Origin of the sequence: Paraburkholderia sp. RL18-085-BIA-A, assembly GCF_046027075.1 — a bacterium.
Lineage (GTDB): Bacteria > Pseudomonadota > Gammaproteobacteria > Burkholderiales > Burkholderiaceae > Paraburkholderia.
On sequence record NZ_JARESU010000020.1, the window covers coordinates 1 to 22,178 of the forward strand.

Below are 22,178 nucleotides of genomic sequence, written 5' to 3' on the forward strand. Positions count from 1 at the left end.
AATTGCCCGTTCTCCAGCTGGACATTGGTATTCGTCGTCCCGCGCAATATAGATGAAGTCTGCCTTATCGAACCGGCCATGGAATTTCGCACCTGACGTCGTGGGCTTCGGTAGCATGACCGCAATCCCTGCATCCGAACACTTCTTGATCTGAGGCCCACTATAGTAGCCACGATCGGCGACGGCCCGCAGTCTGGTCCTACCCATAGCGTCGCGCGCAGCTTTAGCTATCGGACTGAGCTGTGCCCGGTCACTGCCAGAGTTTGTGACCTCGTGAGCCACGATGAGGTGGTGTTTCGCGTCAACTGCCACCTGTACGTTGTAGCCGACCATACCTGATCCTCTTCCGCTCGTCGCCATGGAACGTACGTCTGGATCGGTCATCGAGAGTTGGCCGTCTGGCTGCGTCTTGAGCTGCTCCTTGATCTGCTCAAGGTTTCGCATCTGCTCGCGCAAGCGTGCGATCTTGTCCTGCAAGCAGGTTGTCTTTGCTTCCAGCTCAGCGGGTTGCGTACGATCGGCGGTCTCCAGGGCGTTCAGATACCGCTGGATGCTCTCCTCGATCTGCTTCTGGCACTTGTCGACCTTACTCTCGGTGAAGTTGCGATCACGCGTATTGACTGCCTTGAACTTGCTGCCGTCAATGGCAACCAGTGCTTGCGAGAACAGCTTCAGTTCACGGCACAGCATCACGAAGAGGCGACACACGTTGCGAATGCCGAAGTCGTTGTCGCGACGGAAGTCAGTTATGGTCTTGAAGTCCGGCGCCAGACGGCCGGTGAGCCACATCAGTTCAACGTTCACCTTCTATGAATCGCTTCATCCGGTCACCCATACTGAATGAGTTAATCCAGTTTAGGCGATCAACGCGTTTTCACACGGGCTCGACCCACTCCGGACTCTGGACTAGGCGCCATCTAATCGGCAGCTTTCAAGGTACAACGGTCGTAACTGTTTAGGCTCCCCCCACGCCAGGTGAAATTCACTCTTTCAGTTCACAACGATGACAATGAAAAATTGACAACCTAAATTCGCGTTTAGATTGTTACCGGGACCGCCCGACAGCGCCACTCGCATGAATTGAACGGGCGCGATGGTCAATAGATATGACCGTTGAAAGGAACCCTGTTCGATCAAACAAAAATGTAGGATGCCTTATCACGTGAATCCAGAAAAATCCGATGGCCCCGGTGGTCGGAACGAAGCTCACGCCATATTGATGCATCCGCGAAGTGGCATGCGAGGCGACGACCTTACAAGACAGTGGCACATTCACATCGGAACAGATTATGAAATTAAAGCCTCTCTCACTCGCCGCCCTCGTTGTGGTTTCATCCGCAGCGCACGCCCAAAGCAGTGTCACCTTGTACGGTACGATCGACACGGCGGTCGCCTATTTTAGTAACCAGAAGGGAACGCACGGGTCGGGTGGAACGTTTCAGATGGTATCGGGCACGCTTACAGGCGATAACTGGGGTTTGAAAGGTAACGAAGACCTCGGTGGCGGCCTGTCCGCTATCTTCAATCTGCAAGCCGGATTTAACGTGAACAACGGCGAAGCCGGCCAGGGCGGGCGTATGTTCGGTCGTACCGCAATGGTTGGTCTTGCTGACAAGAGTTTCGGCACCGTCACCATCGGCCGTCAATACGACCCGCTCGTTGACCTGATCCAACCGCTGACAGAGGACGATACATACGGCTCGGCCTTTGCAACACCGGGTGACATGGATAACTACGACAACAGTTCCCGTGTCAACAACTCGATCAAATACACCAGCCCGACTTATGCCGGCCTCCAGGTGTCAGCCATGTATGCCTTCGGCGGGGAAGCCGGCGAAACTAGCGGCGGACAGACTTACGCGATTGCGGCGGCCTATAACCATGGCCCCTTCAATTTGGCTGCCGGTTATCTTCGCGCGAACAACGATGGTACGTCCTCGACATACGATGGCTTTACGTCGACCGGTCTTGACTCGACGGCCATCAATGGCGCGTTTATTTCTGCGACCACGCTGCAAATCATCCGTGCCGCCGGTACCTATGCAATCGGTCCGGTTACGCTGGGCGCTGCCTATAGCAACGTTGACTACGGCAACTACGCGGCTGCCCCAGGCTCGAACAACGGCACCAGGTTCAACACGGCGCAGGCGTTCGTTAACTACCAGTTGAACGCTGCCATCGAGCTCGGGCTCGGCTACAACTACACGAAGGGCAGCGGCAACAACGTCGACGCCAGCTACAACCAGGTCAGTCTTGGCGCGGCCTACTCGTTGTCCAAGCGCACTGACTTGTATGCTCTGGCGGCCTATCAAAAGGCCTCCGGCAACACAATTGACGCGGAAACCGGTCAGTTGGTGGCCGCAACGGCATCCATTGCCGACTTTGGCAATGATGCCAGCACCAACAATCAGACAATGGTAATGCTTGGCATTCGCCACCACTTCTGATTCGTCTAACTGAGTCGTATCGACGACCGACTCCCTTGCGGCCGCGACACAAAGGGCCCTGGGGGAGTTGCAACTGGCAACCGGTTTCATTTCCCGCCGCGTTGCTCCACGACGACGCACAGCCGGAGGCCGCGCACGCGCAGGTGCGTGAAGACGACAACGGCCGGATCTTTCGTTCTGGACTTGATGTTGCGATGGTCCTGCTCGATCAGATTGTTCAGGTACTTCGAGCACCGACCCTTCGTGTCCGCAGGCAGCAGACCATCGGCTTTCATCTCACGTACCGCCCGGTGTGAGGCGGCATACCCATCGAGCGTGATCGTCTCCGGTGGCTGGCCCTGATGCTGGATGGCCTTGCTAAAAAAGGCTTTTGCCGCAGCCACGTCGCGCTTTGCCCTGAGCGTGAAGTCCTCCGTCTGGCCAGCCCGATCCACCGCCCGGTACAGATAAACCCATTTGCCGCGAATCTTCAGATAGGTCTCGTCAACGCGCCATGACCGCCCTGCGGGTATGGCAAAGCGATTCCAGCGCTTCACGAACTCCGGTGTAAAACGCTTCACCCAACGCATGACCGTCGTGTGCGCCAGCGACAAACCCCTTTCGGCCATCATCTCGACGAGATCGCGCAGGCTGAGCTTGTAGCGCAGATACCAGCGCACACAAAGAATGATCACGTCACGATCAAAGTGACGGCCGGCGAATAGCCCGTCCAGACCCTTAAGCTTGCTCATCGCGGCCCTCGAATCGATCAGATCGACACTCTAACCGATTCGTTGATCGCGCTATTTGCACCACAGACCTCGCCCGCGTCGATGCGCGCGCGATAGAAGCGGGTTTTCTTTCGCGCCTCGGAGAGCGTCAGTTCCGGATAGCGGCCAAGGGTGATTTCACGCCGGCGACGGCCGCGGCTATACCGCAATATCCACGTCGCGGCACGGGTGTCCGAGAGTGTAAAGGTAAGTCCGTCACCATCGGCTTTGGCAACTGGTTCACCGGCGGCGATCCAGCGGCGCAGTTGGAGCTCGTCTAGAGCGTGATGCTTGCGTGCCATTTCGATTGATTCCGGAGTGTCGGCACGCGGATTATGTGAGCCCTCCAGCTACCAGTCTAGCTACCATTTGGCGGCTTAATGTACTGATCCGTCGTGTTCCCACGCGAACCATTTATCCCTAGGAAAATCAGGGGTTTGCTCGGAACCCTTGTTCGAACTGATTCGTTGTGATTCGACCTTGGACTTAAGGTTCTCTTAAGGAGGCGGCCCACATAGTTTGGCCACTCGCAGATCGCCCCGCCACGCGCGGCGACAACCTTCCCCGACACTTCTTTGCATTGACAGGCGGTCCTGGTACGTCAGACCGCCTGCTTTGCGTTGCCATCACGTCCATGAACACTTACCGAATTCTGGAGCGTGCCGGTTTGCGGCCTACGTTTCCACGCGTCCTCCTGCTGGAATTCTTTCAGCAGCACGCCCATGAGCACTTCACCGCCGAGCATCTCTACAAACGTCTGAACGAGGACGTGCGCAATTTGAGTCTGGGCACCCTCTACCGGGCGCTCGGGCTGCTGGTGGACGCGAAACTGCTGCACGGCGTAGCTTTCGGCGACGGACGCATGGTCTACGAACTGAACGACGGCAAGCAGCACGATCATCTGGTGTGCACGGCGTGCGGCGCGATCCGCGAGTTTTTCGACGAGGAGATCGAGAAGCGCCAGCAGGCGGTCGCGGACAGCTTCGAGTTCGAGGTGTCCGGGCGACAACTGGTGGTGTTCGGCCTGTGTGCCGAGTGCAGAAAGAGTGCGGTGCGGGTGAGGACGGTGATCAGGAAATAGCGCGTCGCGTGGCCGAACGTTCGCCGCATGGGCAATGCCATTTGCGCAGGGTCAACTGCGCGGCACACCTTGTCGTTCTGCACGACCATTGCCGTTTCGCGAAGCTGCCGTCGGTCTCCGAAGATAGGTGCCGCGCGCATGCTGTCGCCGTCAATGTTTGTTCCAGCGGCTAAAAGCGTTGCGGTTGTCCAGTTTCCGGACACGTGCAGTCGCACAGGCTTCCCAGCGTCGCGTTGGAACGACCGTATCACCCATAACGCATAACTTGTTGGAGTTTCCACACAAGCCATAAATGACGGGCTCACTATGGACCCGCTGTCCGCTACGGCAGCTAACCATATGGAGCCAAAAATGAAAAACGTACTTGATCTGACTGCACAGGGGCATCGCCGGCCGACATTGCCGGCTTTCGTCGCAACGCGTGTCGAACGCTATTACCGTGAGCGAGTGCAGGAAACCTGGGGCGGAGGGCATATCATGCGCGGCCGCACGGCTGGAGCCGATGCGCTGCATCTGTCGAGCAATGACTATCTCGCGATCGCTCGGCACCCGGACATCATCGGCAGCATGGCTGACACGCTGTTAGAGAACGGCAACGGCCTGTTGATGTCGGGCATCTTCCTGCACGGCGACTGTCCGCAGTTGCAGTTCGAAAACCGGCTGGCCACGTTCATGCACGCGGAGGCAGGTGTCTTGTGCCAGTCCGGCTATGCGGCGAATACAGGGCTGATCCAGTCGATTGCGTCGGCGCAGACGCCGGTCTATGTCGACATGATGGCGCACATGTCGTTGTGGCAAGGCATTCGCAGTGCGGGCGCGGTGCCGGTCGCGTTCCGGCATAACGACATCGCGCATCTGGAGCAGCAGATCGGGCGGTATGGGCAGGGCGTGGTGCTGGTCGACTCGGTGTACAGCACGACCGGTGGCGTTTGCCGGCTCGCCGCCATCGCGGACATCTGTGATCGGTACGGCTGCGTGTTCGTCGTCGACGAGTCGCATTCGCTCGGCACGCACGGTCCGCGCGGCGCTGGGCTCGTGGTCGAACTCGGGCTGGAGTCGCGCGTCGCGTTTCGCACGGCTAGTCTCGCGAAGGCGTTCGCCGGTCGCGCGGGCTTCATCACCTGCCCGCTGGAGTTCCAGGAGTACTTCAAGTTCGAGTCGAATCCCGCGATCTTCAGCTCGACGCTGCTGCCGCACGAGATCAGTGGACTCGACGCGACACTGTCGGTGATCGAACGCGCTGACGAACGCCGCGCGAGACTCACTTCGAGTGCCGCGTGGTTGAGGCAGCGGCTGACGGAACTGGGGTACAACCTGAACGGCAGCGAGAGCCAGATCATCGCGCTCGAGGCGGGCACTGAGCAGCGCACGATCGTGTTGCGCGACGCGCTGGAGTCCCGCGGCATTTTCGGCTCGGTGTTCTGTGCGCCCGCGACGGCGCGCAACCGCGCGCTGATGCGCCTGTCGATCCATGCGGCGCTGTCCGACGCTCAGGTCGAAAAGATCGCGAGCGTGTGCCGCGACATACGTAGCGAGGTCGAACTCGACAAATGGGCGTCCACGCGGCGTCTCGGTGACGAATTGTCGTCGCGCAGACGCAAACGCGAGAGCCATGAAGAGCGGACTGCCGTGACCGCCTGATAGGCAGTTCGACATGGAGTCCGCTTGCGCGGACTCCATGTCTTTTTCTTGCGCTTTACTTCTTGCCGTCGAGCCGTTCGAGGTACATGTCGTAGCTGAGCACCTGGCTCAGATCCAGCCCCGGCGGGTTTGGCACGATTGAGTACACGTAGTCCTGGCGCCCGCTGAACTGCGTCGCCGGATGCATGTAGCTTTCCCACGCCACGCTGTCCGCGGGGTAATGGCCGTCGGTTTGCCAGAAGTACGGCAGGCTCCGGCGGCTATCCAGCGCGTTCAGAAAGCCTGCGGGCGCGCCTTGTTCGACGGCGATTTCGCGCAGACCCCGCAACGTTTCGTTCGTGTGGACGATCAGCAGATACGCGCTGCCCGCGCTATCGAGCATCAGCAGCCCGCTCGGACAGTACGACAGATAGTGCTCTACGATACCCAGCGAACTGGACAGCTCGGCCACCCGTGCCGCCAGCGCTTCATCGCGCAGAAACGCGTACTCCGAGTCCGCGAGCGTGTCCAGGATCGACTGGCACACGTTGTCGAAATAGGCATTCTGCAGGTCGCGCACCGTGCGATTGAGCGTCGCGACCGCCGACGCATCCTGCTTGCGGATGAAGCGGTGAATGATGCCTTCGTTGAAACTCTGCACCGCGATGTGTTCGTCCGCCTTGCCGGTCAGCATGATCTTGCGCACCGCCGGGTCGGTCATGCGGCGGCAGAACTCCAGCCCGTTCATGCCGGGCATGTCGTAATCGACTACCACCACCGACGTCGCCAGAAACCGCTGCGCGTTGTGAACCTGTTTGCGGACCGTGTTCACGCTCAGCGCGATCACCTGATGCGCGACATCCTCGTCGGTGCGGTCACGAAACGGTGCGAACAGCGGCTCGTCCGAGGGGCCCGGCCGCGGGCGGCTGTTCACGTACTCGAGCGCTTCGCCCGGCGAACTGAACAGGCGGAACGCGAGCTGCGGGTCGAGCTGAAGGCACAGATTCGACAGGAACGTCGCGCTGTCGTCGACGAAGGTGACCGTGGTCGGAAAGTAGAATGGTTTGATCGTGTGCATCGTTAGGGCCGGGGAAAGGTCAATGCAAACTCGGTAAACATCCCTTCGACAGACCTGCAGTCGATGGCGCCGCCCACCGCGCGCATCACGTCGCGACAGAAAGCGAGGCCGATGCCGGTACCGATCGACGCGTCGTCGATACCCGCCGACGACGTATAGAAGCGGGTGAAGATGTGCGGCAGAACATCGGGCGCGATGCCGGGGCCGGTATCGCGGAACAGCAGCTGGCTGGTGCGCGGGCCGCTGACGAGCCGGATCGAGATCAACGCGCTATCGACGCTCGCGATCCCGCGCAACGCGTTTTTCAGCAGATTGAACAGCACGTGGACCATCAGCATTTCCGAACCGTGGAAGGTGAAGTCCGTAGCGAGGTCGGTGAGCACCCGTTCGCGCTCGCCGTCGCGAAACGGGTACCGTTCGAGCGCGCTTTTGACCGACTGCGCAATCGAGCACGTAGTGGCACCGTGCGAGAAACCGCCGGTCAAGCGCGCGTTCGCGAGCAGCATGTCGATGATCGCGTTCGAATGAATGGCTTCCTGCTCGATACGCGAGAGCACGCCATCCATCGACTGGAGATGCACGAGGCGGATCTTCGGCACCGGCAACTCGCCCTGTTGCGCGATGGAATACGTTTCGAGCAGCGACGGCAGATAACGGCCTAGACCCGACGCGCCGGAGCGAATCGCAAGAAGCGGCGTGCGCAGTTCGTGCGCGATGCTGCCGGCGGTGGCGAGCATCGCGCGCTCCTGTTCGATCCGGATGCGGTCCATGTCGTAGTTCGCCACCACGCCGATTGCGACCGCGAACGAGAAAATCGCCAGGTGGGCCGAATAGGCCGCATGGAGGACGACGGGGTCCGTGGTCAGCCAGTACGCGAGGAACGCCACGCCGATGCCGATCACGAAATTGAGCAGCAGCATGAACCAGTCCAGCAGCAGCACCATTACGAAGGCCGCGATCAACGCGCTTTCGATCCATACGTTGGAGCCGTTGTTCTTCAGTAGCATGAATGTGAAGAAGAACGGCAACGAATAGAAGATCGTTGCATACCAGTAGTAGGGCAAAAACTTTTTGGCCCGCGCCGGCCAGCGCTCGGAAAACAGAATGGGGATGAACAGCGCGGAGCCGATGAGCCGCAGCGGCAAGTTCTCGTAAGGCTGCGGAAATAGCTGGTGCCAGATGAAGAAATAAAGCGGGAAGCCGACGATCGCAACAATCGCGAAGGGGCGCATCCTGCGATGCATGTATTGCAGGTTGCGTGCGGCAGGGACGAATGCCTGGGCAATCAGCGGGCGCATCGACATCAGTCTGCGAATGCCCCACGGCGGTAATCTGGTTGTGCTCATTTGTGCGGAGTCAGCAATCTACCTGGAATGTCCAGAGCGGCTCTTGTCCCGACGATCGCTCCCCGTTCGCACGCTGCGTCTGAAACAGCAACGCATCCGGCGGCACTGCGCGACTCGGCCATTACGTGATGGCCGTTGGCGCGACATGCACGCAAATTCTGACCGACGGTGCCGTTAATGTCACGGTAAATGAGCAAATTCCGGAGAGGGTTGCAATGGGACATGCATGTACAGGATGTAGTAAAGGTCAATGAAGCGGCCGTCAATTATGCAAATTGGATCGGATAACCAGCATCGGAAATCTGGGCAAGCCGGATCTAATCGCCTATTGCCGGCCATTCAATAAGCGGGAAAAACCCCATTCTAAATGAGCTGTTCAGATTCGCCATGCTTGAATGAATCCGATTAAAGCACGCCCCCGAAGTCAGGCCGCGCGACGAGAGGTTCGCATTGAGCGAGGTGCGGCAGACAAGCTGCGTCGCAAACAGAATTACGACCGATCCGCGTTGTTTTTGAAGGGCTATCGGCGAAAACTCATGCCACAATACAAGCGAGCTACGACCAGAGTCGCCGGTCGTCAGGCAGTGCGTGTTACGTAGCCACGGGCTTGCAACATGACGATGAAGACTACCTGCGCGCTTCTCATCGCCGTCGCTGCCTTTTGCGTGGCACCGCCCCGAACGTTCGCCCAGGAGCTTGCGCTATACGCCGGTCCATTGACGGGGGAGCATAGCCATTCCTACTCATGGGCGCTCGACTATACCGAAGGATTCGGCCGTTACTTCGCGGGCAGCATCACGTGGCTCAACGAAGGACATATCCCCGATCATCACCGCGACGGCCCGATGGTTCAGTTGTGGGGCCGGCTGCCGCTATTCGAGCGGCGCTTCGTTGTCGCGCTCGGCGTCGGGCCGTATCGCTACTTCGACACCGAAGCTGCCGAGCAGGGCGGCGGCTATTCGAACACGCATGGTTGGGGCGTTGTCTATAGCGCGCGTGCGACCTGGTACTCGTCGCAGCGCTGGACGGCCAATCTGCAGGTCAATCATGTGCAGGTGACCAACGGCTCGTCGACCACCGCCGTGATGCTAGGCGTCGGCTATCAGCTTGACGCACCGGACACGCCGGGTCCGCGCGACTTCGCACTGCCGCGCACGAGCAAGGTCACGAACAACGAGATCACGTTGATGGCCGGCGTGACGATCCTGAACAGCCTCGATTCGCAGACCGCGGCGGCGCAGGCGATCGAATACCGGCGCGGGCTGACCAACTATCTCGACGCGACGCTCGGCTATCTGCACGAAGGCAGCAGCCTGTCCGCGCGGCGCGACGGCGCGACGGCGCAGCTCTGGCTGACGCGGGCTTTCTTCGACGAGCGCCTGACGCTGGGCATCGGCGCGGGCGCCTACGCGGCGATCCATCACGGCAATTCGGACGACAACAACGGCTCGGGCGACGGCGTTCTGTCGGGACTCGTGTCGATGTCGGCGTCGTATCGCGTCACGCGGCACTGGTCGGCGCGTCTGACGTGGAACCGCGTGATGACGCGTTATAGCCGCGACACGGACGTGATTCTGGCTGGCGTGGGCTACCGGTTCTAATGCACGGGCCGGGCCGCGCCAACAGCGAAAGTCAGCGCATGAACAGCCTGGTACGTGCGTCGCGAATCATAAATTATTCATTCACTCGCGCATTGCTATTTGGCCGGATTATTTAAAAAATCAATCTAATATTAGTAATAAAAAGCAACAGCGGTAACACATTCGCATGTCATGAAATCTGGCGATAATTCCGGTGATTTAGGTGCTGAATGTATTGGCGACCAGGCGTTAAAGGCTTTGAACTGCCATTCACTTTAATTAACAGACGCCATTCAGCATAAAAGCATTGAATATTAGTAAAAATACCGATGCTGTAGTCAGACTACATTCTTACATTACCTCACACGGAGGATCGCTAACAGCCAATCCGGCTGGCCCGATTCTCCGCTGGCAGGCATTCGTGTTCGCAGTCACCCTGCGTCGCCGGCCCTCGCGTCCGCTGTCAACCCATTCGACGCGCTCCGCTTTCGCATCGCCCCATCCAAGCTGAATTTCGGAGACACAGATATGCAGATCAAACTATGGCCGGCCGTCGCGTTAGCGGCGACCGTGTGCGTTGCTGCCCGAGCGGAAGCGCCCAATTTTCCACTCGATTTCGCGCCTACTTCAGCGGTGCTGAGCGCATTCGAATCGGCGGTCGCGCATCGGCGCGCCGACTCCCTCGTCGGCAAAATGACGCTCGACGAAAAGCTGCAGTTCATTCACTCGCAGTACGCGATGTCCAGCGTGCCGGGCGGCGGCGCGGGCTACATTCAAGGCGTGCCGCGTCTGGGCATTCCTGATCTGAACATGGTCGACTCCGCGACGGGCTCCGGCAGCACGACGCAGGCAAGCACGACCTTCCCCGCGACGATCGCGGTCGCGGCAAGCTGGGACCGCCGGCTGTCGTCCGAGTTCGGCAAACAGGTCGCGGTGGAACTGCGTGCGCAAGGCTTCGGCATGGGCCTCGGCGGCGGCACAAATCTCGCGCGCGAGCCGCGCGGCGGCCGGCTGTTCGAGTACCTCGGCGAAGACCCGGTGCTCGCCGGCGAGATGCTCGCCGAGCGCACCGACGGCACGCAGAGTCAGAAGGTCATCGCCACCATCAAGCACTACGCTGGCAACGAGCAGGAGCACAACCGGGGCGGCGGCAACAGCCAGATCGACGAGCGCACGCTGCGCGAGTTGTATCTGTTGCCATTCGAAATCGCCGCAAGGCGCGCCCAGCCCGGCAGCGTGATGTGCAGCTACAACCGGCTCAATGGCGACTATGCATGCGAAAACTCGCATCTGCTGAACGACGTGCTGAAGAACGACTGGCACTTCGAAGGGCAGGTCCAGTCGGACTGGGGCGCGGCGCACAGCACCGCGAAAGCGATCAACGCCGGACTCGACGAGGAAGAAGATGTCGGCTCGACCGTCTATCTGACGCCTGACCTGGTTCGCCAGGCGATCGCGAACGGCTCGGTGTCGACCGCGCGCCTCGATGACATGGTGCGCCGCAAGCTGTACGTGATGATTCGCATCGGCGTGATGGACGATCCCGCGAAGGGCGGCGCGACCATCGACTTCGCCCGCGCGAACGCATTCGTGCAGGCGACAGCCGAACAGTCGATGGTGCTGCTCAAGAACGACAACCAGCAGTTGCCGCTTTCGGCAGCGTCGCTGACCCGCATCGCGGTGATCGGCGGCCACGCCGATGCGGCCGTGTTGACGGGCGGCGGCTCGGGCAATACGCGCGATCCGGTCACCGGCTCGTTCGCCGGTTGCGGCGGCCTGACGTTCGGCACGTCGACGGGTTGCAGCTGGTGGACCAATCCGTGGCTGAAGCTGAATACGCCTATCGTCGCGGCGATCCGCTCGCTCGCGCCGTCGGCGCAGGTGAGCTTTGCCGGCAATAGCGATCAGCAGACGCCGTTCCGCACGTACACGCAAACGGAGATCGACCAGGCGGCGGCGCTCGCGAGCCATTCCGATGTCGCGATCGTCGTCGTCGCGCAGCCTGCCGGCGAGGACTTCGGCGATCTGCAGAGTCTGAGCCTCGCGAATCCGTCGAACCAGGACGCGCTCGTCGACGCTGTGGCGCGCGCCAATCCGCGCACGATCGTCGTCGTGGAAAGCGGCAACCCGGTGCTGATGCCGTGGAAGGACCGCGTGGCCGCGATCGTCGAAGCGTGGTATCCGGGCGAGGCCGGCGGCCAGGCGATCGCCAACGTGCTGTTCGGCAAGGTCAATCCGTCCGGCAAGCTGCCCGTCACGTTCCCGCTGCGCGATCAGGACACGCCGACGTGGGGGCAGAACGGCACGTTCGAACCCGATCCGGTCTACGCGGAGAAGCTGGACATGGGTTACCGCTGGTACGACGCGAAGAACATCACGCCGATGTTCGAGTTCGGCTATGGGTTGTCGTACACGCACTTCTCGTACTCTGGGCTGTCGGTTTCGCATCGGCATGACGGCTCGATCGACGTGTCGTTCACCGTGCGCAACGACGGGCGAGTGGCGGGCGCGGAAGTGCCGCAGGTGTATCTCGGCGTGCCTTACAGCGGCGAACCGCCGCGGCGTCTCGTCGGCTGGGAGAAGATCGGCATGAATCCTGGCGAAGCGCGCCACGTGCGCATCACCGTCACGCCGCGTATGCAGAGCGTGTGGGACACGTCGCGCAACGGCTGGCGGTATGTGCCGGGCGGGACGGTTTATGTCGGCGCGTCGTCGCGTGATATTCGCTTGCAAGGGAGTTAAGCGCCGTACTCTCGTTACGCAGCCGGGCGCGGGACGCTCCGCGCCCGGCGTAGTCCCGGCTTAAGGGCGTGCGAGCAGGAACGCAAACCATCTCGCTAGCGCGAGCCGGAATTTGATTCGGTAACCGAAGTAAAAGGCGGACTGCATTGCACTCCGCCTTTTTTCCCTGGGCGTGCACTGTCTATTTCAGATGATATCCTCGTCGCATTGCTCGATGCGGATGAGCTGTGACAACGTTCTCCGCGATTCGCCAACGACGAAGAAACAGGCTTGAAAGTCATGAACGACAAGCGAGATGCGGCGCCGGACAGCACGGCAGCGCGAGTCGCCCTTTGGCGCGCTCTGCATGTCGAGGCCGATGCGCCGCCACACGTGCTGGAAGACAAAGTCGGCCTGCAACTGCTCGCGCCTGACGACGGCTGGCGCAGTCGCGGTGACATGGACCCGCAATTCACGCGTCCTTTCCGCGCTTCGATTGTGGCTCGCGCGCGCTTCATCGAGGATCTGGTCGTGGAGCAGGCCAGCCGCGGGCTGACACAGTACGTCATTCTCGGCGCGGGCCTCGACAGCTTCGCGCAGCGCAGGCCGGAGATAGCGTCTCGCCTCACGGTGTTCGAGGTCGATCAGCCGGGGCCGCAGGCATGGAAGCGTCAGCGCCTGATCGAGCTTGGCTTCGGCGTTCCGGATTGGTGCGCTTCGTGCCGGTCGACTTCGAGGCGGGAGAAACCTGGCGAGACCGGCTCGCGACTGCCGGCTTCGACGGCAGGCAGCCGGCGATCGTGGTCTCCACCGGCGTCAGCATGTATCTGACGAAAGAAGCGAACGCGGCTGCGCTGCGGCAGGTTGCGGACCTCGCACCAGGCTCGACGCTCGCCATGACGTTTCTGTTGCCGCTGGAGATGGCGGACCCCGAGGTGCGACCCGGACTCGAAATGGCGGAGCAGGGCGCGCGAGCGTGCGGCACGCCTTTCCTGAGCTTTTTCACGCCGCCGCAGATGTTGGCGCTGGCTCGTGAAGCAGGCTTTAAGGAAACGCAGCATGTGTCGGCGGCCGATCTTACGCAGCGCTATTTCACTGGCAGACCGGATGGTCTGCGTCCGCCGAACAATGCGGAGGAACTGCTGGTCGCCAAAACCTAGCTGTTTTTGCGCGCGTTCCGCGCCGGCATGGCAATTCGAATGAGCGTTTCGTCCTGGAGCCGGCCGCGCGGCTATCGCGCCATCATTGCCGCCGGCTGTTGTTCTTCATCAGAAAGAACGTCAGTGCGGCAATTATCAGTGCTAGCGCGCCGCCAAAAGCAGCGATTTCACGCGTGCCGTCCCAGGCGACCGCCTCGCGCAGAAACAGAACGGCGAGGACCGCAATCACGACGCTGACCAGATTGCCCTTCAGGTCTTCGAGATTGTTGACTTCGAGCCACTTGGGCAACGGCAGCTTGTCGTCGATGAATAGCGAATAGAGGCCGATGCTGATGATGTAGACCGCGATAGCGATCAGAAAGACATCGACCGCCTCGACGATCCCGACCGCGAAGATCTTCACCGATTTAGCCGCCACGGGGCCGTCGCGCATCGCAAAGATGACACTCGAGAACAACACGATTGACTCGTACACGATCAACGTCAGCGCACCCAGAAACGTCCCGACGACGGGAATGATCATGATGTAGCGGCTCGAAGCCAGGATACGTCGCAGCATCGAAGGAACCTCTGTCTGGTAAGCATGATTGGGCAAGCCGCCGACCCATTAGATCCGCTAGACCTTCCCGATCCGATCATTGGCCGTATCGCAGAGTATAGGTCCCCGAAATGCGATGCTAGTCCATTGCGTCGATTTGGAAATCGCCGGTAGTGCCACTTTGGACCACGCGCGCGCAACAGCGGCTGCCACCCAATCCATCTGGCCATAATTTGTCGACCACAACCGGGAACTCATCCTTCGATGTCGAGTATCGCCAAGCTTCTTTCCATTCTCGAACTGTTTTCAGAGGCGCGGCCGTTTCTCTCCGCCGAAGAAGTCGCGGCGCAACTCGATTGCTCGCTGCCCACCGCCAATCGCTATGTGCGTGAACTGGTGGAGTCCGGCATGCTGGTGCGTTTCCCAGGCGGCGAATACGGGCTCGGCCCGCGCATCATCAAACTCGACTATCACCTGCGCGTGTCGGACCCGCTGCTCAAAGTAGGGCAGCCCATCATGCGCGAGCTGAGCGAGCATTCCGGTTTCGACGTGGTGATGTCGCGCTGGTACGGCGACGAACTGGTTGACACGCGGCACGTGGGCGTCGCTGCTTGCGGATTTCTTTCCGGTGCAGGTGCGCTTCAGCGGGATCGCGCTTGCTTATAACGTGTCTGTCGTCGTCTTCAGCGGCTTTGCAGCGCTGTTTGCGTCGACGGTGATCCGGGTCACCGGCTCCGCCGCGTCGCCCGCGTGGTATGTGATTGGTTGCTCGCTCGTCACGCTTGTCGCGAGTCTCGTGCAATACCGGTCGTGGCGTGCAGCGCATGCGCAGGCAAGCCTCAAGCACTCCGGCTGAACCCCAATCCTGTTACGCGACACCGCCGGCCCGGCTGCAGCGCATGCGCTGTCCGTGGCCGGCGGTGCGCTGTCCATTGGTCGGACGGCTGGTTTGAAAGCATCATCCCAGTGCGACGCCCCTCGCAACGAGAAACACTCCGCCGCTGACAACCATCGCGCCGACCACACGCGCGACGCGCTGGCCACCTGGCGCCAGACGCTCGCACGTAATGGCCGTTGCTACGACAGCCATCGCGCGCAGATCCATCACGCCGATGACCAGCAGCATCATCGTCAGTCCCGCACAGCAGTGGCAGCAGTGAAGACCGAGGCGCACCCCGTGCCGCCATGCGGCGAGCGCATCCGCCGGTAGCTTGCGGCAGTGGCCCCGCGACGCGCGGCAGCATGCGAGGTGGCGGGCCTTCCACGCGGTGAACTGCAGCGCGCCGGCGAGCAGCACGACCATGCCGACCGCGACCGGCACGGCGCGCGCCAGCGCGGGCAACCGCATCACGAGCACGGCAAGCGTGACGCCGAGCGCAAAAACGGCGATGCCAAACACGGCCCACACGCCAAAATATCCCGCGCTAACCAGCACGGTGAGCCGCCCGACGCGTGTCCCGCCAACTGCTTCGCGATAGCGCCACAGCATCGGCATGAGGGACGGCAGCATCATCGTCACCATCATGACGACCCACATACCGGCTAACGACGCAGCGACACCGGCCCACGTCTGTCCGCACATCGGCATCCACGCCCTCGACATCGTCCAGCCGCCGGGCATCGGCAATTCGCCCATCGCGGACATCGACGCGCTCCCCGCGATCGTCGCCGCCGTGCTGGCGGCGAAGCACAGCGCGGACACGCCGACGAAAACCGCGTCGGATGTCACGCGCCGCGCGCGTGGCACGGTCCCGGCAGCGTGAACGGTACGCGCGAGCGGGCTCATCGTTCGTCGTACTCGTCGTGGCGGCGCCACCAGATGCCCGTCTCGTTACGCCCTTTGGGCGCGCGGTCGAGCCACTGGTACATGCCCCACAGCGCGTCCACGCCGCGCGCGTAGGTGGAGTAGGTGTGATAGACCACGCCGTCCTCCAGTACGAACGCGCTCACGCCCGGCCGTTCGCGCGAGTAGGTGGCCGCGTCGGTACCGGACATGGCCGCGAATTCGGCGACGGGCGGCGGCACCGGCGTCACGTCCATCGCGTGGCCGCCGCGCGCGAAGTTGTATTCGATATCGCCCGTGCGCTGCTGTTCCTCGGTGAACGAGACGTTGAAGTCGAAGTTGAAGTCGGCGCCTGCCGACGACGCCCACGGAAATGTCCAGCCCATCCGCCGCTTGTACGTCTGCAGCTTCGCGAGCGGCGCGCGCGACACCGCGCACAGCATCACGTCGTGATTCGCCAGATGCACGGCGAAGCCGTCGAACCCGTCCGCGATCGACGAGCACGACGGGCAACCCGCCTTATAGTCCGGCCCGAACATGAAGTGGTAGACGAGCAGCTGCGAGCGTCCTCTGAAGAGCTCGGGCAGCGACGCGCGGCCTTCATCGGTCTCGAACCGGTAGTCCTTGTCGACCTTCACCCACGGCAACGCCTGGCGTTGCTGGGTCAGCTCGTCGCCGCGCCGCGTGAACTCCTTCTCCGCCTTGAGCAACTCGCGCCGCGCGGCCAGCCACTCTTCACGTGTTCCGGTCATGTGTGTCGTCATCATGGGTTCCTCCGTTGGTTGTGCGTCGCCGTGCGAGCCATTCCCGCTACGGCGTCGTGTACCGGTTGATGGCCGTGCTAGATTAGTACCGGACGTCCAGTGGATGGGAGTGACAAGTGTGGCGGGATTGGAATCACCCATGGACTCGCTGATCACGGCCGCGGCGCGAGCGCTCGCGGCGGGTGATCCGCTCGGCGCATTGAACCGTGTCGCGTTGCGCGGCGACGCGCCGGCGCTCGCGTTGCGAGGCATCGCGATGGCGCAACTCGGCGATTTCTCCCGGGCGAAGCTGCTCGTGCGAAGCGCGGCGCGAGCGTTCGGGTCCGGCGACGCCGCGGCTCGCGCGAGATGTGTCGTCGCCGAGGCCGAGATCGCGCTCGCCTCACGCGACCTGGGCTGGCCCACGAAGGCGCTCGACGCCGCGAGGGCGACGCTCGAGGCGCATGGCGACCGCGTGAACGCCGCGCATGCGCGCTATCTGCAGGTGCGGCGTCTGTTGCTGGTCGGGCATCTCGACGACGCAGAACGGGCGCTTGCCGGCCTTGTCCCGACACTTTTCCCGCCCGCCTTGAGGGCCGCTCACGAACTGGTCGTAGCAGGCGTCGCGCTGCGGCGCCTCAACACGAAGACCGCGCGCGCGGCGCTGGCACGGGCCGCGCGCGCCGCGCGCCAGGCCGGCATCCCGGCGCTGATGGCGGAGGTCGAAAGTGCCGCGCTCGTGTTGAACACGCCGGCGGCGCGTCTGATTGCGCGTGGCGAGGAGCGGCTCCTGCTGCTTGAAGAGGTCGAAACGTTGCTGGGGTCGAAAGCGCTCGTTGTGGATGCGTGCCGTCATGTGATGCGCGACAAAAGCACGATCGTTTCGCTCGCCAGCCGACCGGTGCTATTCGCGCTCGCCCGCGCGCTCGGCGAAGCGTGGCCCGACGACGTGCCGAGGGACACACTCGTCGCACGGGCGTTCCGGGCGAAGCGCGCCGATGAATCGCATCGCGTGCGCCTGCGTGTCGAAATCGGGCGGCTGCGCGCGGCGCTTGGAACGCTGGCTGGTGTGAGCGCAACGAAGCGCGGATTCGTGCTGATGCCGCGCCGCGCAAGCGAGGTCGTCGTGCTCGCGCGGCCGGTGGACGGCGCGCATGCGCAGGTGCTCGCGTTCCTCGCCGACGGCGAGTCGTGGTCGAGTTCGGCGCTCGCGCTGGTGCTCGGCGCGAGTCAGCGCACCGTGCAGCGCGCACTCGACTCGCTCGCGGCGGCGGGCAAAGTGCAGTCGTTCGGCCGCGGGCGAGCGCGGCGTTGGACCACTCCGCCCCTGCCCGGATTCGCGACGACCTTGTTACTCCCCTCTCCACTACCCTTTGATTAGGATGGCGACATGAAGCGATCGGCGGCTGAAATCATCCGTGAATATGGGCCCTTTCCGGATGTCGATAAAGTGCATGGGGTCACGTTTGACGGCCAGCAAGTCTGGATTGCCGGCGGCGACCGGTTGAACGCCTTCGATCCCGCGACGGGCAAAGCGCTACGCTCGATCGAGGTCGCCGCGGACGCGGGCACGGCCTTCGACGGCGAGCATCTGTTCCAGATCGCTGGCGGCCGCATCCGGAAGATCGATCCGAACACCGGCCGAGTGCTCGCGACCATCCCAGCGCCTGGCGGCGGTGCCGACTCGGGGCTCACCTGGGCCGAAGGGACACTCTGGGTGGGGCACTATCCGGAGCGCAAGATTTATCAGATCGATCCCGAAACGGGCGCGATTCTCCGCACGATCGAGTCCAATCGCTTCGTCACCGGCGTCACGTGGGTCGACGGCGAGCTGTGGCACGGCACCTGGGAAGATGACGCGAGCGAGCTGCGAAGGATCGATCCTCGAACGGGGGAAGTGCTGGAGAGCGTCGAGATGCCGGACGGAGTGGCCGTGTCGGGGCTGGAGTCCGATGGTGACGAGCGTTTCTTCTGCGGCGGCGGAAGCAGCGGCAAGGTGAGAGCAGTCCGGCGGCCAAAACGAGGGGACGCGGACAGTAGCGGCTCCGAGGTGCCTGTCGATTCGACGAGCGAGTGATCGAGCGTATTCGGCCTTGGCCGGAAGGTCAGTGACTATTGGCGCAACTTGTCGGCCGCGCACTCGTTCTATCCGCAAGGCGGCGTCCTCGTGCAATGTAGAAGCAACACGGCCCGTTCGAGAAACTCGAACGGGCCGTTCAAACAGATGTGTCAACGCAAGCTTCAGCATCAGTGCGTGCAGCCTTATTCACGCTGCACGCCATCGCTCACCCTGCTTACTGCGACGAACCCGTCCACGTCTGACCGGACGGCGACGAATCCCCAATGCCCGGAAAATCGACGTATGCGCTGCTGCAGTCCACCGCGCTCGCGGTGCTCAGCGACTGCGATGCGGTGCCGTTCAGCACGACCCGGTTCGCGGTCGACGGGAAGATCGGCAGGTTCACGTTGTTCAGCGTCAGGTTCGCGTCGGACGTGGTGACCGCCACGTTGCTCGGCGAATCGGCGAGAACGTTGGTGAGCGTCATGCCGAGCGGGAGCGCCGCATGGGTGATGCCGCCGCTATTCGCCTCGAATCCCTCGAAGATCGCCGACGTGCCACCGATGATGTGGATGTTCGACAGCGAAATATCGTGGAAGTCCGGATACAGCGGCGAGGTCGGATTCGGCAACGCCTTGGTGCTGTAGTACGGCGTGAAGAGCAGCGCCTGACCGCTATTGCGAATACAGATGTTGTTGTAGTTGATGTTGGTCACGATGCCGCCGCGCGCCCAGTCGGACTTGATGCGCAGCGCCTGTTCCGAGCCGTCGAACGAATTGTCGTAGACCTGGATGTTGGTGACGCCGGCATTGGTTTCGCTGCCGATCGAGATGCCGTGGCCCGCATAAATATGGTTGTGGGCGATCACGAAACCGTACTTCCGGTCGCTCGCGACGTCGCGATTACCGTCGATGCCGAACAGTCCTGAGCCAGCCGGGCTCGGGTTGTTCGATCCCTTCGGGGAAATGTCGTCGTCGCCGGTGCTGATGTAGTTGTAGGCGAACACGGCATTCTTCAGGTACCCGTCGAACGAGATCTTGCCGGCCGTCGAGGTCTTCGTGCTGCCGATCGTCAACGCCTGAACCACTGGCTTGGACGATGAACCCGGATCGAACGCGTCGGTGTTCTTGGCCGTGTCGATGGTCGGCACCATGCCCAGATAGTTGGGATTGCCGTTACCCGCCGGGTTCGCCGAGGCGGACAGCGACGGCGTCTGAACCTTGACGTTCCAGACCGTAAGGCCGTCGACGCCGCTAGGCACCACGTGGAAATTGGCGCTGTTGTTCAGCGTGATGCCGAACAGCGTCAGATTCTTCGCGTAGTTGAACACCATCATGCGGAAGTTCGACTGCGAACCAACGCCGCTCGTGCCGTTCTCGATCATGTTGCCGAGCCAGGCCAGATCCCACCAGGTCATGTGCCGGGCCGAGGCCGACGTGTTGACGAAGGTGCCGCCGTCGTCGCAAGGCGTGCCGGTGGTGGCCTGCAGACCCTTCGAATAGGCCGCGTAGGTGTTCGTGCAGGTCAGATCGACTCGCATCAGCGGATAGAGGTTGTTCGAGCTGACGATCTCGGACGCGGCCCGGCTGTCGATGCTGCCGCCGCCGACAACCGCCGAATTCACGAGGTAGCTGCCGCCGATCAGCGGCAGACAGTTACTGGAACTGCCGGCCTTGGTAGAACTGACGGCCGTGTTAGCGCAATACGGGCCGGCTGCATTGGGCGCGTAGGCCATCACGTCGCGCGTCGCGTAGACGGTCACGCCGGTGTCGACCCACAGCGTGACGCCGGAGGGCAGCGTGAGCGGTCCGGTGATGAACGCGTTGCCCGCGCCGGTGCTCGACACGACCAGACGCACGACGAACTGCGACGCGCGGTATTGGGGGGCGGCCAACTGTTGCGCGGATGCGCCGGCAATGTTTTTGTTGGGCACTGCAGCGGCAGTCTGCGATGCCGCTGCGGCGGCGTCGGCGGCGGAGATGGCCGCGCCGACCTGGGCGTCGACCGCGGCGCCGCACGCGTCGAGCGCAGCCTGGATGCGCGCCTGATCCGGGTTGAGAATGGCCGATGTCGTGCCGTTATCGGCCTCGGGTCCGAGCGCGCCGCTGGGCTGGCGCACCAGCGAGTTGCTTGCTTCGAGCGTGCTGCAGACCTGGGCGTCCGTAGGCAGTTGCGGCGCCGGCGGAAGCGCGGCATCGCTCGTCGTCACACCGACCTTGAACGGAGCCGGTGGCGCTGCGGGCGTTGTGGCGGTGTTGCCGGTCGCAGCGGACGGCGAGTTGTCACCGCTGCCGCAAGCGGCAAGCGAGGCGGCGAGTGTGACGACTAAACATGGGATAACGCCAAATCTGTAAAGCATGGACCATCCTTTTAATAAAGAATACTAACTATTTAGATGCTTCGTCGATTCAGTTCAACGGGGTTGCGGAGGCTCTATTTTTTGTTCTCGGCAAGTCCGGCGATCAGGGCCGTCGCCCGAAGTGATCGGTGGCTCTGGTCAGTTGTCGATCAAACCGGAGTCCACTTTGCAGCGCCGGTACGCGAGTCGGCGCATCGGTCACGTTCAAGAAAGCGCGCTAGATGTGACGACGCGAGGCGGGCTGATTGCCCCTTCGGGACATTGCCGGTCCCAGTCAGTGAATGGGGAGACTTTGCGTCCGTGCACGCGCCGTTCGGCAGAATCCCGCCCATAATGTCTCCACATGCTTGTTATACGATGACGTATAAATTCTATTGGACGCGAGCGCTGCCGTACATGCGGTATTTACCCGGAGTGTAAGACAGTTATTTGTTACATATCTGTAAATATGCGGTTCACGGCGGATTGATGCGTCTTTGGAAAGTTATTGAAGAATTGGTAAGTGGTAGGATGACATATAAGTAACCACCGCGCTAACGCCACGGGGCAGCCTCGTGACGTGACGATCGCAACCGGATTTGCACCTGGACCTTCAGCGGCCTTTCAATGGCCCTTCAGCGCTCAATGGCCGTCGTCGCGACAAGACAATCTGGTATCGTAAGACCGAGGAAGCGGAAGAATTGAGCGGCCGCAATGAACTCGAAAGCATGAACTCGAAAGTGGTGGCTCAACATGATCGAGCGGCTGCGTTATCCGGTTTCCTGCTCGACATGACTGGCGAGGCGACAAGCCACACGCGTGAGGCGATGAACATCACCATGTTTCGGCGAGTATCAGCGGCGCTGCACAACAACGCTTGCCCCGAGCCAGTCCACCTAGGGGAAGCCTGACGAGAGAGGGCTTGCGATGGCCAG

General features: G+C 61.9%; 17 protein-coding genes and 3 pseudogenes. 11 read left to right on the forward strand and 9 right to left on the reverse strand.

What is annotated here, in order from left to right; translation table 11 throughout:
- A pseudogene (locus P0D89_RS16065) lies at positions 1-801 on the reverse strand (transposase); the annotation flags it as partial.
- A 488-nt stretch (positions 802-1,289) separates the two neighbouring features.
- On the opposite strand from P0D89_RS16065, the gene P0D89_RS16070 reads away from it, so the two are divergent.
- Positions 1,290-2,447, forward strand: coding sequence for a porin (locus tag P0D89_RS16070; protein ID WP_408376908.1), 1,158 nt, complete (start codon positions 1,290-1,292; stop codon positions 2,445-2,447).
- Positions 2,448-2,623: 176 nt separating this feature from the next.
- On the opposite strand, the pseudogene P0D89_RS16075 reads toward P0D89_RS16070, so the two are convergent.
- Positions 2,624-3,178, reverse strand: a pseudogene (locus P0D89_RS16075) (IS6 family transposase); the annotation flags it as partial.
- 17 nt (positions 3,179-3,195) lie between these two features.
- Entirely contained in the window at positions 3,196-3,498 is a 303-nt protein-coding gene (locus tag P0D89_RS16080) for an Arm DNA-binding domain-containing protein (protein ID WP_408359109.1), read from the reverse strand.
- 332 nt (positions 3,499-3,830) lie between these two features.
- Here P0D89_RS16080 and P0D89_RS16085 point away from each other — a divergent pair, with 332 nt between their 5' ends.
- Positions 3,831-4,277 carry a Fur family transcriptional regulator gene (locus tag P0D89_RS16085; RefSeq protein WP_408359108.1) on the forward strand — a complete coding sequence of 149 codons (447 nt, stop codon included), beginning with the start codon at positions 3,831-3,833 and terminating at the stop codon, positions 4,275-4,277.
- Positions 4,278-4,628: 351 nt separating this feature from the next.
- Positions 4,629-5,918 (forward strand): alpha-hydroxyketone-type quorum-sensing autoinducer synthase, encoded by a 1,290-nt coding sequence (cqsA, locus tag P0D89_RS16090; RefSeq protein ID WP_408376911.1) that lies wholly within the window; start codon positions 4,629-4,631, stop codon positions 5,916-5,918.
- Between the two features lie 55 nt (positions 5,919-5,973).
- On the opposite strand, the gene P0D89_RS16095 is transcribed toward cqsA, so the two are convergent.
- Together P0D89_RS16095 and P0D89_RS16100 are read right to left on the reverse strand one after the other, a co-directional pair.
- Positions 5,974-6,975 carry a response regulator gene (locus tag P0D89_RS16095; protein WP_408359104.1) on the reverse strand — a complete coding sequence of 334 codons (1,002 nt, stop codon included), beginning with the start codon at positions 6,973-6,975 and terminating at the stop codon, positions 5,974-5,976.
- Positions 6,976-6,977: 2 nt separating this feature from the next.
- Positions 6,978-8,321, reverse strand: a complete 1,344-nt coding sequence (locus P0D89_RS16100; RefSeq protein WP_408359102.1) for a sensor histidine kinase — start codon at positions 8,319-8,321, stop codon at positions 6,978-6,980.
- 620 nt (positions 8,322-8,941) lie between these two features.
- Between P0D89_RS16100 and P0D89_RS16105 the strand changes: the two genes are divergently transcribed.
- From P0D89_RS16105 to P0D89_RS16115, 3 genes and pseudogenes are all read left to right on the forward strand, one after another.
- Positions 8,942-9,922: a hypothetical protein gene (locus tag P0D89_RS16105; protein WP_408359121.1), complete on the forward strand. Its 981-nt coding sequence runs from the start codon at positions 8,942-8,944 to the stop codon at positions 9,920-9,922.
- A 507-nt stretch (positions 9,923-10,429) separates the two neighbouring features.
- Entirely contained in the window at positions 10,430-12,643 is a 2,214-nt protein-coding gene (locus P0D89_RS16110; protein ID WP_408359100.1) for a beta-glucosidase, read from the forward strand.
- A gap of 279 nt (positions 12,644-12,922) precedes the next feature.
- A pseudogene (locus P0D89_RS16115) lies at positions 12,923-13,782 on the forward strand (class I SAM-dependent methyltransferase).
- An 82-nt stretch (positions 13,783-13,864) separates the two neighbouring features.
- Here the strand turns inward: P0D89_RS16115 and P0D89_RS16120 are convergent.
- Positions 13,865-14,341, reverse strand: coding sequence for a YqhA family protein (locus P0D89_RS16120; RefSeq protein WP_408359098.1), 477 nt, complete (start codon positions 14,339-14,341; stop codon positions 13,865-13,867).
- Positions 14,342-14,584: 243 nt separating this feature from the next.
- Here P0D89_RS16120 and P0D89_RS16125 point away from each other — a divergent pair, with 243 nt between their 5' ends.
- Both P0D89_RS16125 and P0D89_RS16130 read left to right on the forward strand, forming a co-directional pair.
- Positions 14,585-14,986 carry a helix-turn-helix domain-containing protein gene (locus P0D89_RS16125; RefSeq protein ID WP_408359096.1) on the forward strand — a complete coding sequence of 134 codons (402 nt, stop codon included), beginning with the start codon at positions 14,585-14,587 and terminating at the stop codon, positions 14,984-14,986.
- A 1-nt stretch (position 14,987) separates the two neighbouring features.
- A complete protein-coding gene (locus tag P0D89_RS16130) occupies positions 14,988-15,176 on the forward strand; it encodes a hypothetical protein (RefSeq protein ID WP_408359094.1) in 189 nt (62 codons plus the stop codon).
- Positions 15,177-15,278: 102 nt separating this feature from the next.
- Here the strand turns inward: P0D89_RS16130 and P0D89_RS16135 are convergent, their stop codons facing one another.
- Together P0D89_RS16135 and P0D89_RS16140 are read right to left on the reverse strand one after the other, a co-directional pair.
- Complete coding sequence (locus tag P0D89_RS16135; protein ID WP_408359092.1) at positions 15,279-16,106, reverse strand: DUF2182 domain-containing protein; 828 nt, start codon at positions 16,104-16,106, stop codon at positions 15,279-15,281.
- Complete coding sequence (locus tag P0D89_RS16140; protein ID WP_408359119.1) at positions 16,103-16,867, reverse strand: DUF899 domain-containing protein; 765 nt, start codon at positions 16,865-16,867, stop codon at positions 16,103-16,105. Before P0D89_RS16140 ends, P0D89_RS16135 begins: the two co-directional genes overlap by 4 nt.
- Positions 16,868-17,006: 139 nt before the next feature.
- Between P0D89_RS16140 and P0D89_RS16145 the strand changes: the two genes are divergently transcribed.
- On the forward strand, positions 17,007-18,227 hold the full coding sequence (locus tag P0D89_RS16145; RefSeq protein ID WP_408359091.1) for a helix-turn-helix domain-containing protein: 1,221 nt from the start codon (positions 17,007-17,009) through the stop codon (positions 18,225-18,227).
- A gap of 9 nt (positions 18,228-18,236) precedes the next feature.
- Positions 18,237-18,923: a Vgb family protein gene (locus P0D89_RS16150; protein WP_408359089.1), complete on the forward strand. Its 687-nt coding sequence runs from the start codon at positions 18,237-18,239 to the stop codon at positions 18,921-18,923.
- 217 nt (positions 18,924-19,140) lie between these two features.
- Here the strand turns inward: P0D89_RS16150 and P0D89_RS16155 are convergent, their stop codons facing one another.
- Entirely contained in the window at positions 19,141-21,264 is a 2,124-nt protein-coding gene (locus P0D89_RS16155; protein WP_408359087.1) for a glycoside hydrolase family 28 protein, read from the reverse strand.
- Positions 21,265-21,842: 578 nt separating this feature from the next.
- On the opposite strand from P0D89_RS16155, the gene P0D89_RS16160 reads away from it, so the two are divergent.
- On the forward strand, positions 21,843-22,154 hold the full coding sequence (locus tag P0D89_RS16160) for a hypothetical protein (protein ID WP_408376912.1): 312 nt from the start codon (positions 21,843-21,845) through the stop codon (positions 22,152-22,154).
- The last annotated feature ends 24 nt before the right edge of the window (positions 22,155-22,178 follow it).

Coding starts and splice junctions, on each gene's coding strand:
- P0D89_RS16100 (WP_408359102.1), bottom strand. CDS start 8,321: ATGAGCACAACCAGATTACCGCCGTGGGGCATTCGCAGACTGATGTCG.
- P0D89_RS16155 (WP_408359087.1), bottom strand. CDS start 21,264: ATGCTTTACAGATTTGGCGTTATCCCATGTTTAGTCGTCACACTCGCC.
- P0D89_RS16110 (WP_408359100.1), top strand. CDS start 10,430: ATGCAGATCAAACTATGGCCGGCCGTCGCGTTAGCGGCGACCGTGTGC.
- P0D89_RS16080 (WP_408359109.1), bottom strand. CDS start 3,498: ATGGCACGCAAGCATCACGCTCTAGACGAGCTCCAACTGCGCCGCTGG.
- P0D89_RS16120 (WP_408359098.1), bottom strand. CDS start 14,341: ATGCTGCGACGTATCCTGGCTTCGAGCCGCTACATCATGATCATTCCC.
- P0D89_RS16070 (WP_408376908.1), top strand. CDS start 1,290: ATGAAATTAAAGCCTCTCTCACTCGCCGCCCTCGTTGTGGTTTCATCC.
- P0D89_RS16105 (WP_408359121.1), top strand. CDS start 8,942: ATGAAGACTACCTGCGCGCTTCTCATCGCCGTCGCTGCCTTTTGCGTG.
- P0D89_RS16150 (WP_408359089.1), top strand. CDS start 18,237: ATGAAGCGATCGGCGGCTGAAATCATCCGTGAATATGGGCCCTTTCCG.
- P0D89_RS16140 (WP_408359119.1), bottom strand. CDS start 16,867: ATGACGACACACATGACCGGAACACGTGAAGAGTGGCTGGCCGCGCGG.
- P0D89_RS16145 (WP_408359091.1), top strand. CDS start 17,007: ATGGACTCGCTGATCACGGCCGCGGCGCGAGCGCTCGCGGCGGGTGAT.
- cqsA (WP_408376911.1), top strand. CDS start 4,629: ATGAAAAACGTACTTGATCTGACTGCACAGGGGCATCGCCGGCCGACA.
- P0D89_RS16095 (WP_408359104.1), bottom strand. CDS start 6,975: ATGCACACGATCAAACCATTCTACTTTCCGACCACGGTCACCTTCGTC.
- P0D89_RS16125 (WP_408359096.1), top strand. CDS start 14,585: ATGTCGAGTATCGCCAAGCTTCTTTCCATTCTCGAACTGTTTTCAGAG.
- P0D89_RS16085 (WP_408359108.1), top strand. CDS start 3,831: ATGAACACTTACCGAATTCTGGAGCGTGCCGGTTTGCGGCCTACGTTT.
- P0D89_RS16135 (WP_408359092.1), bottom strand. CDS start 16,106: ATGAGCCCGCTCGCGCGTACCGTTCACGCTGCCGGGACCGTGCCACGC.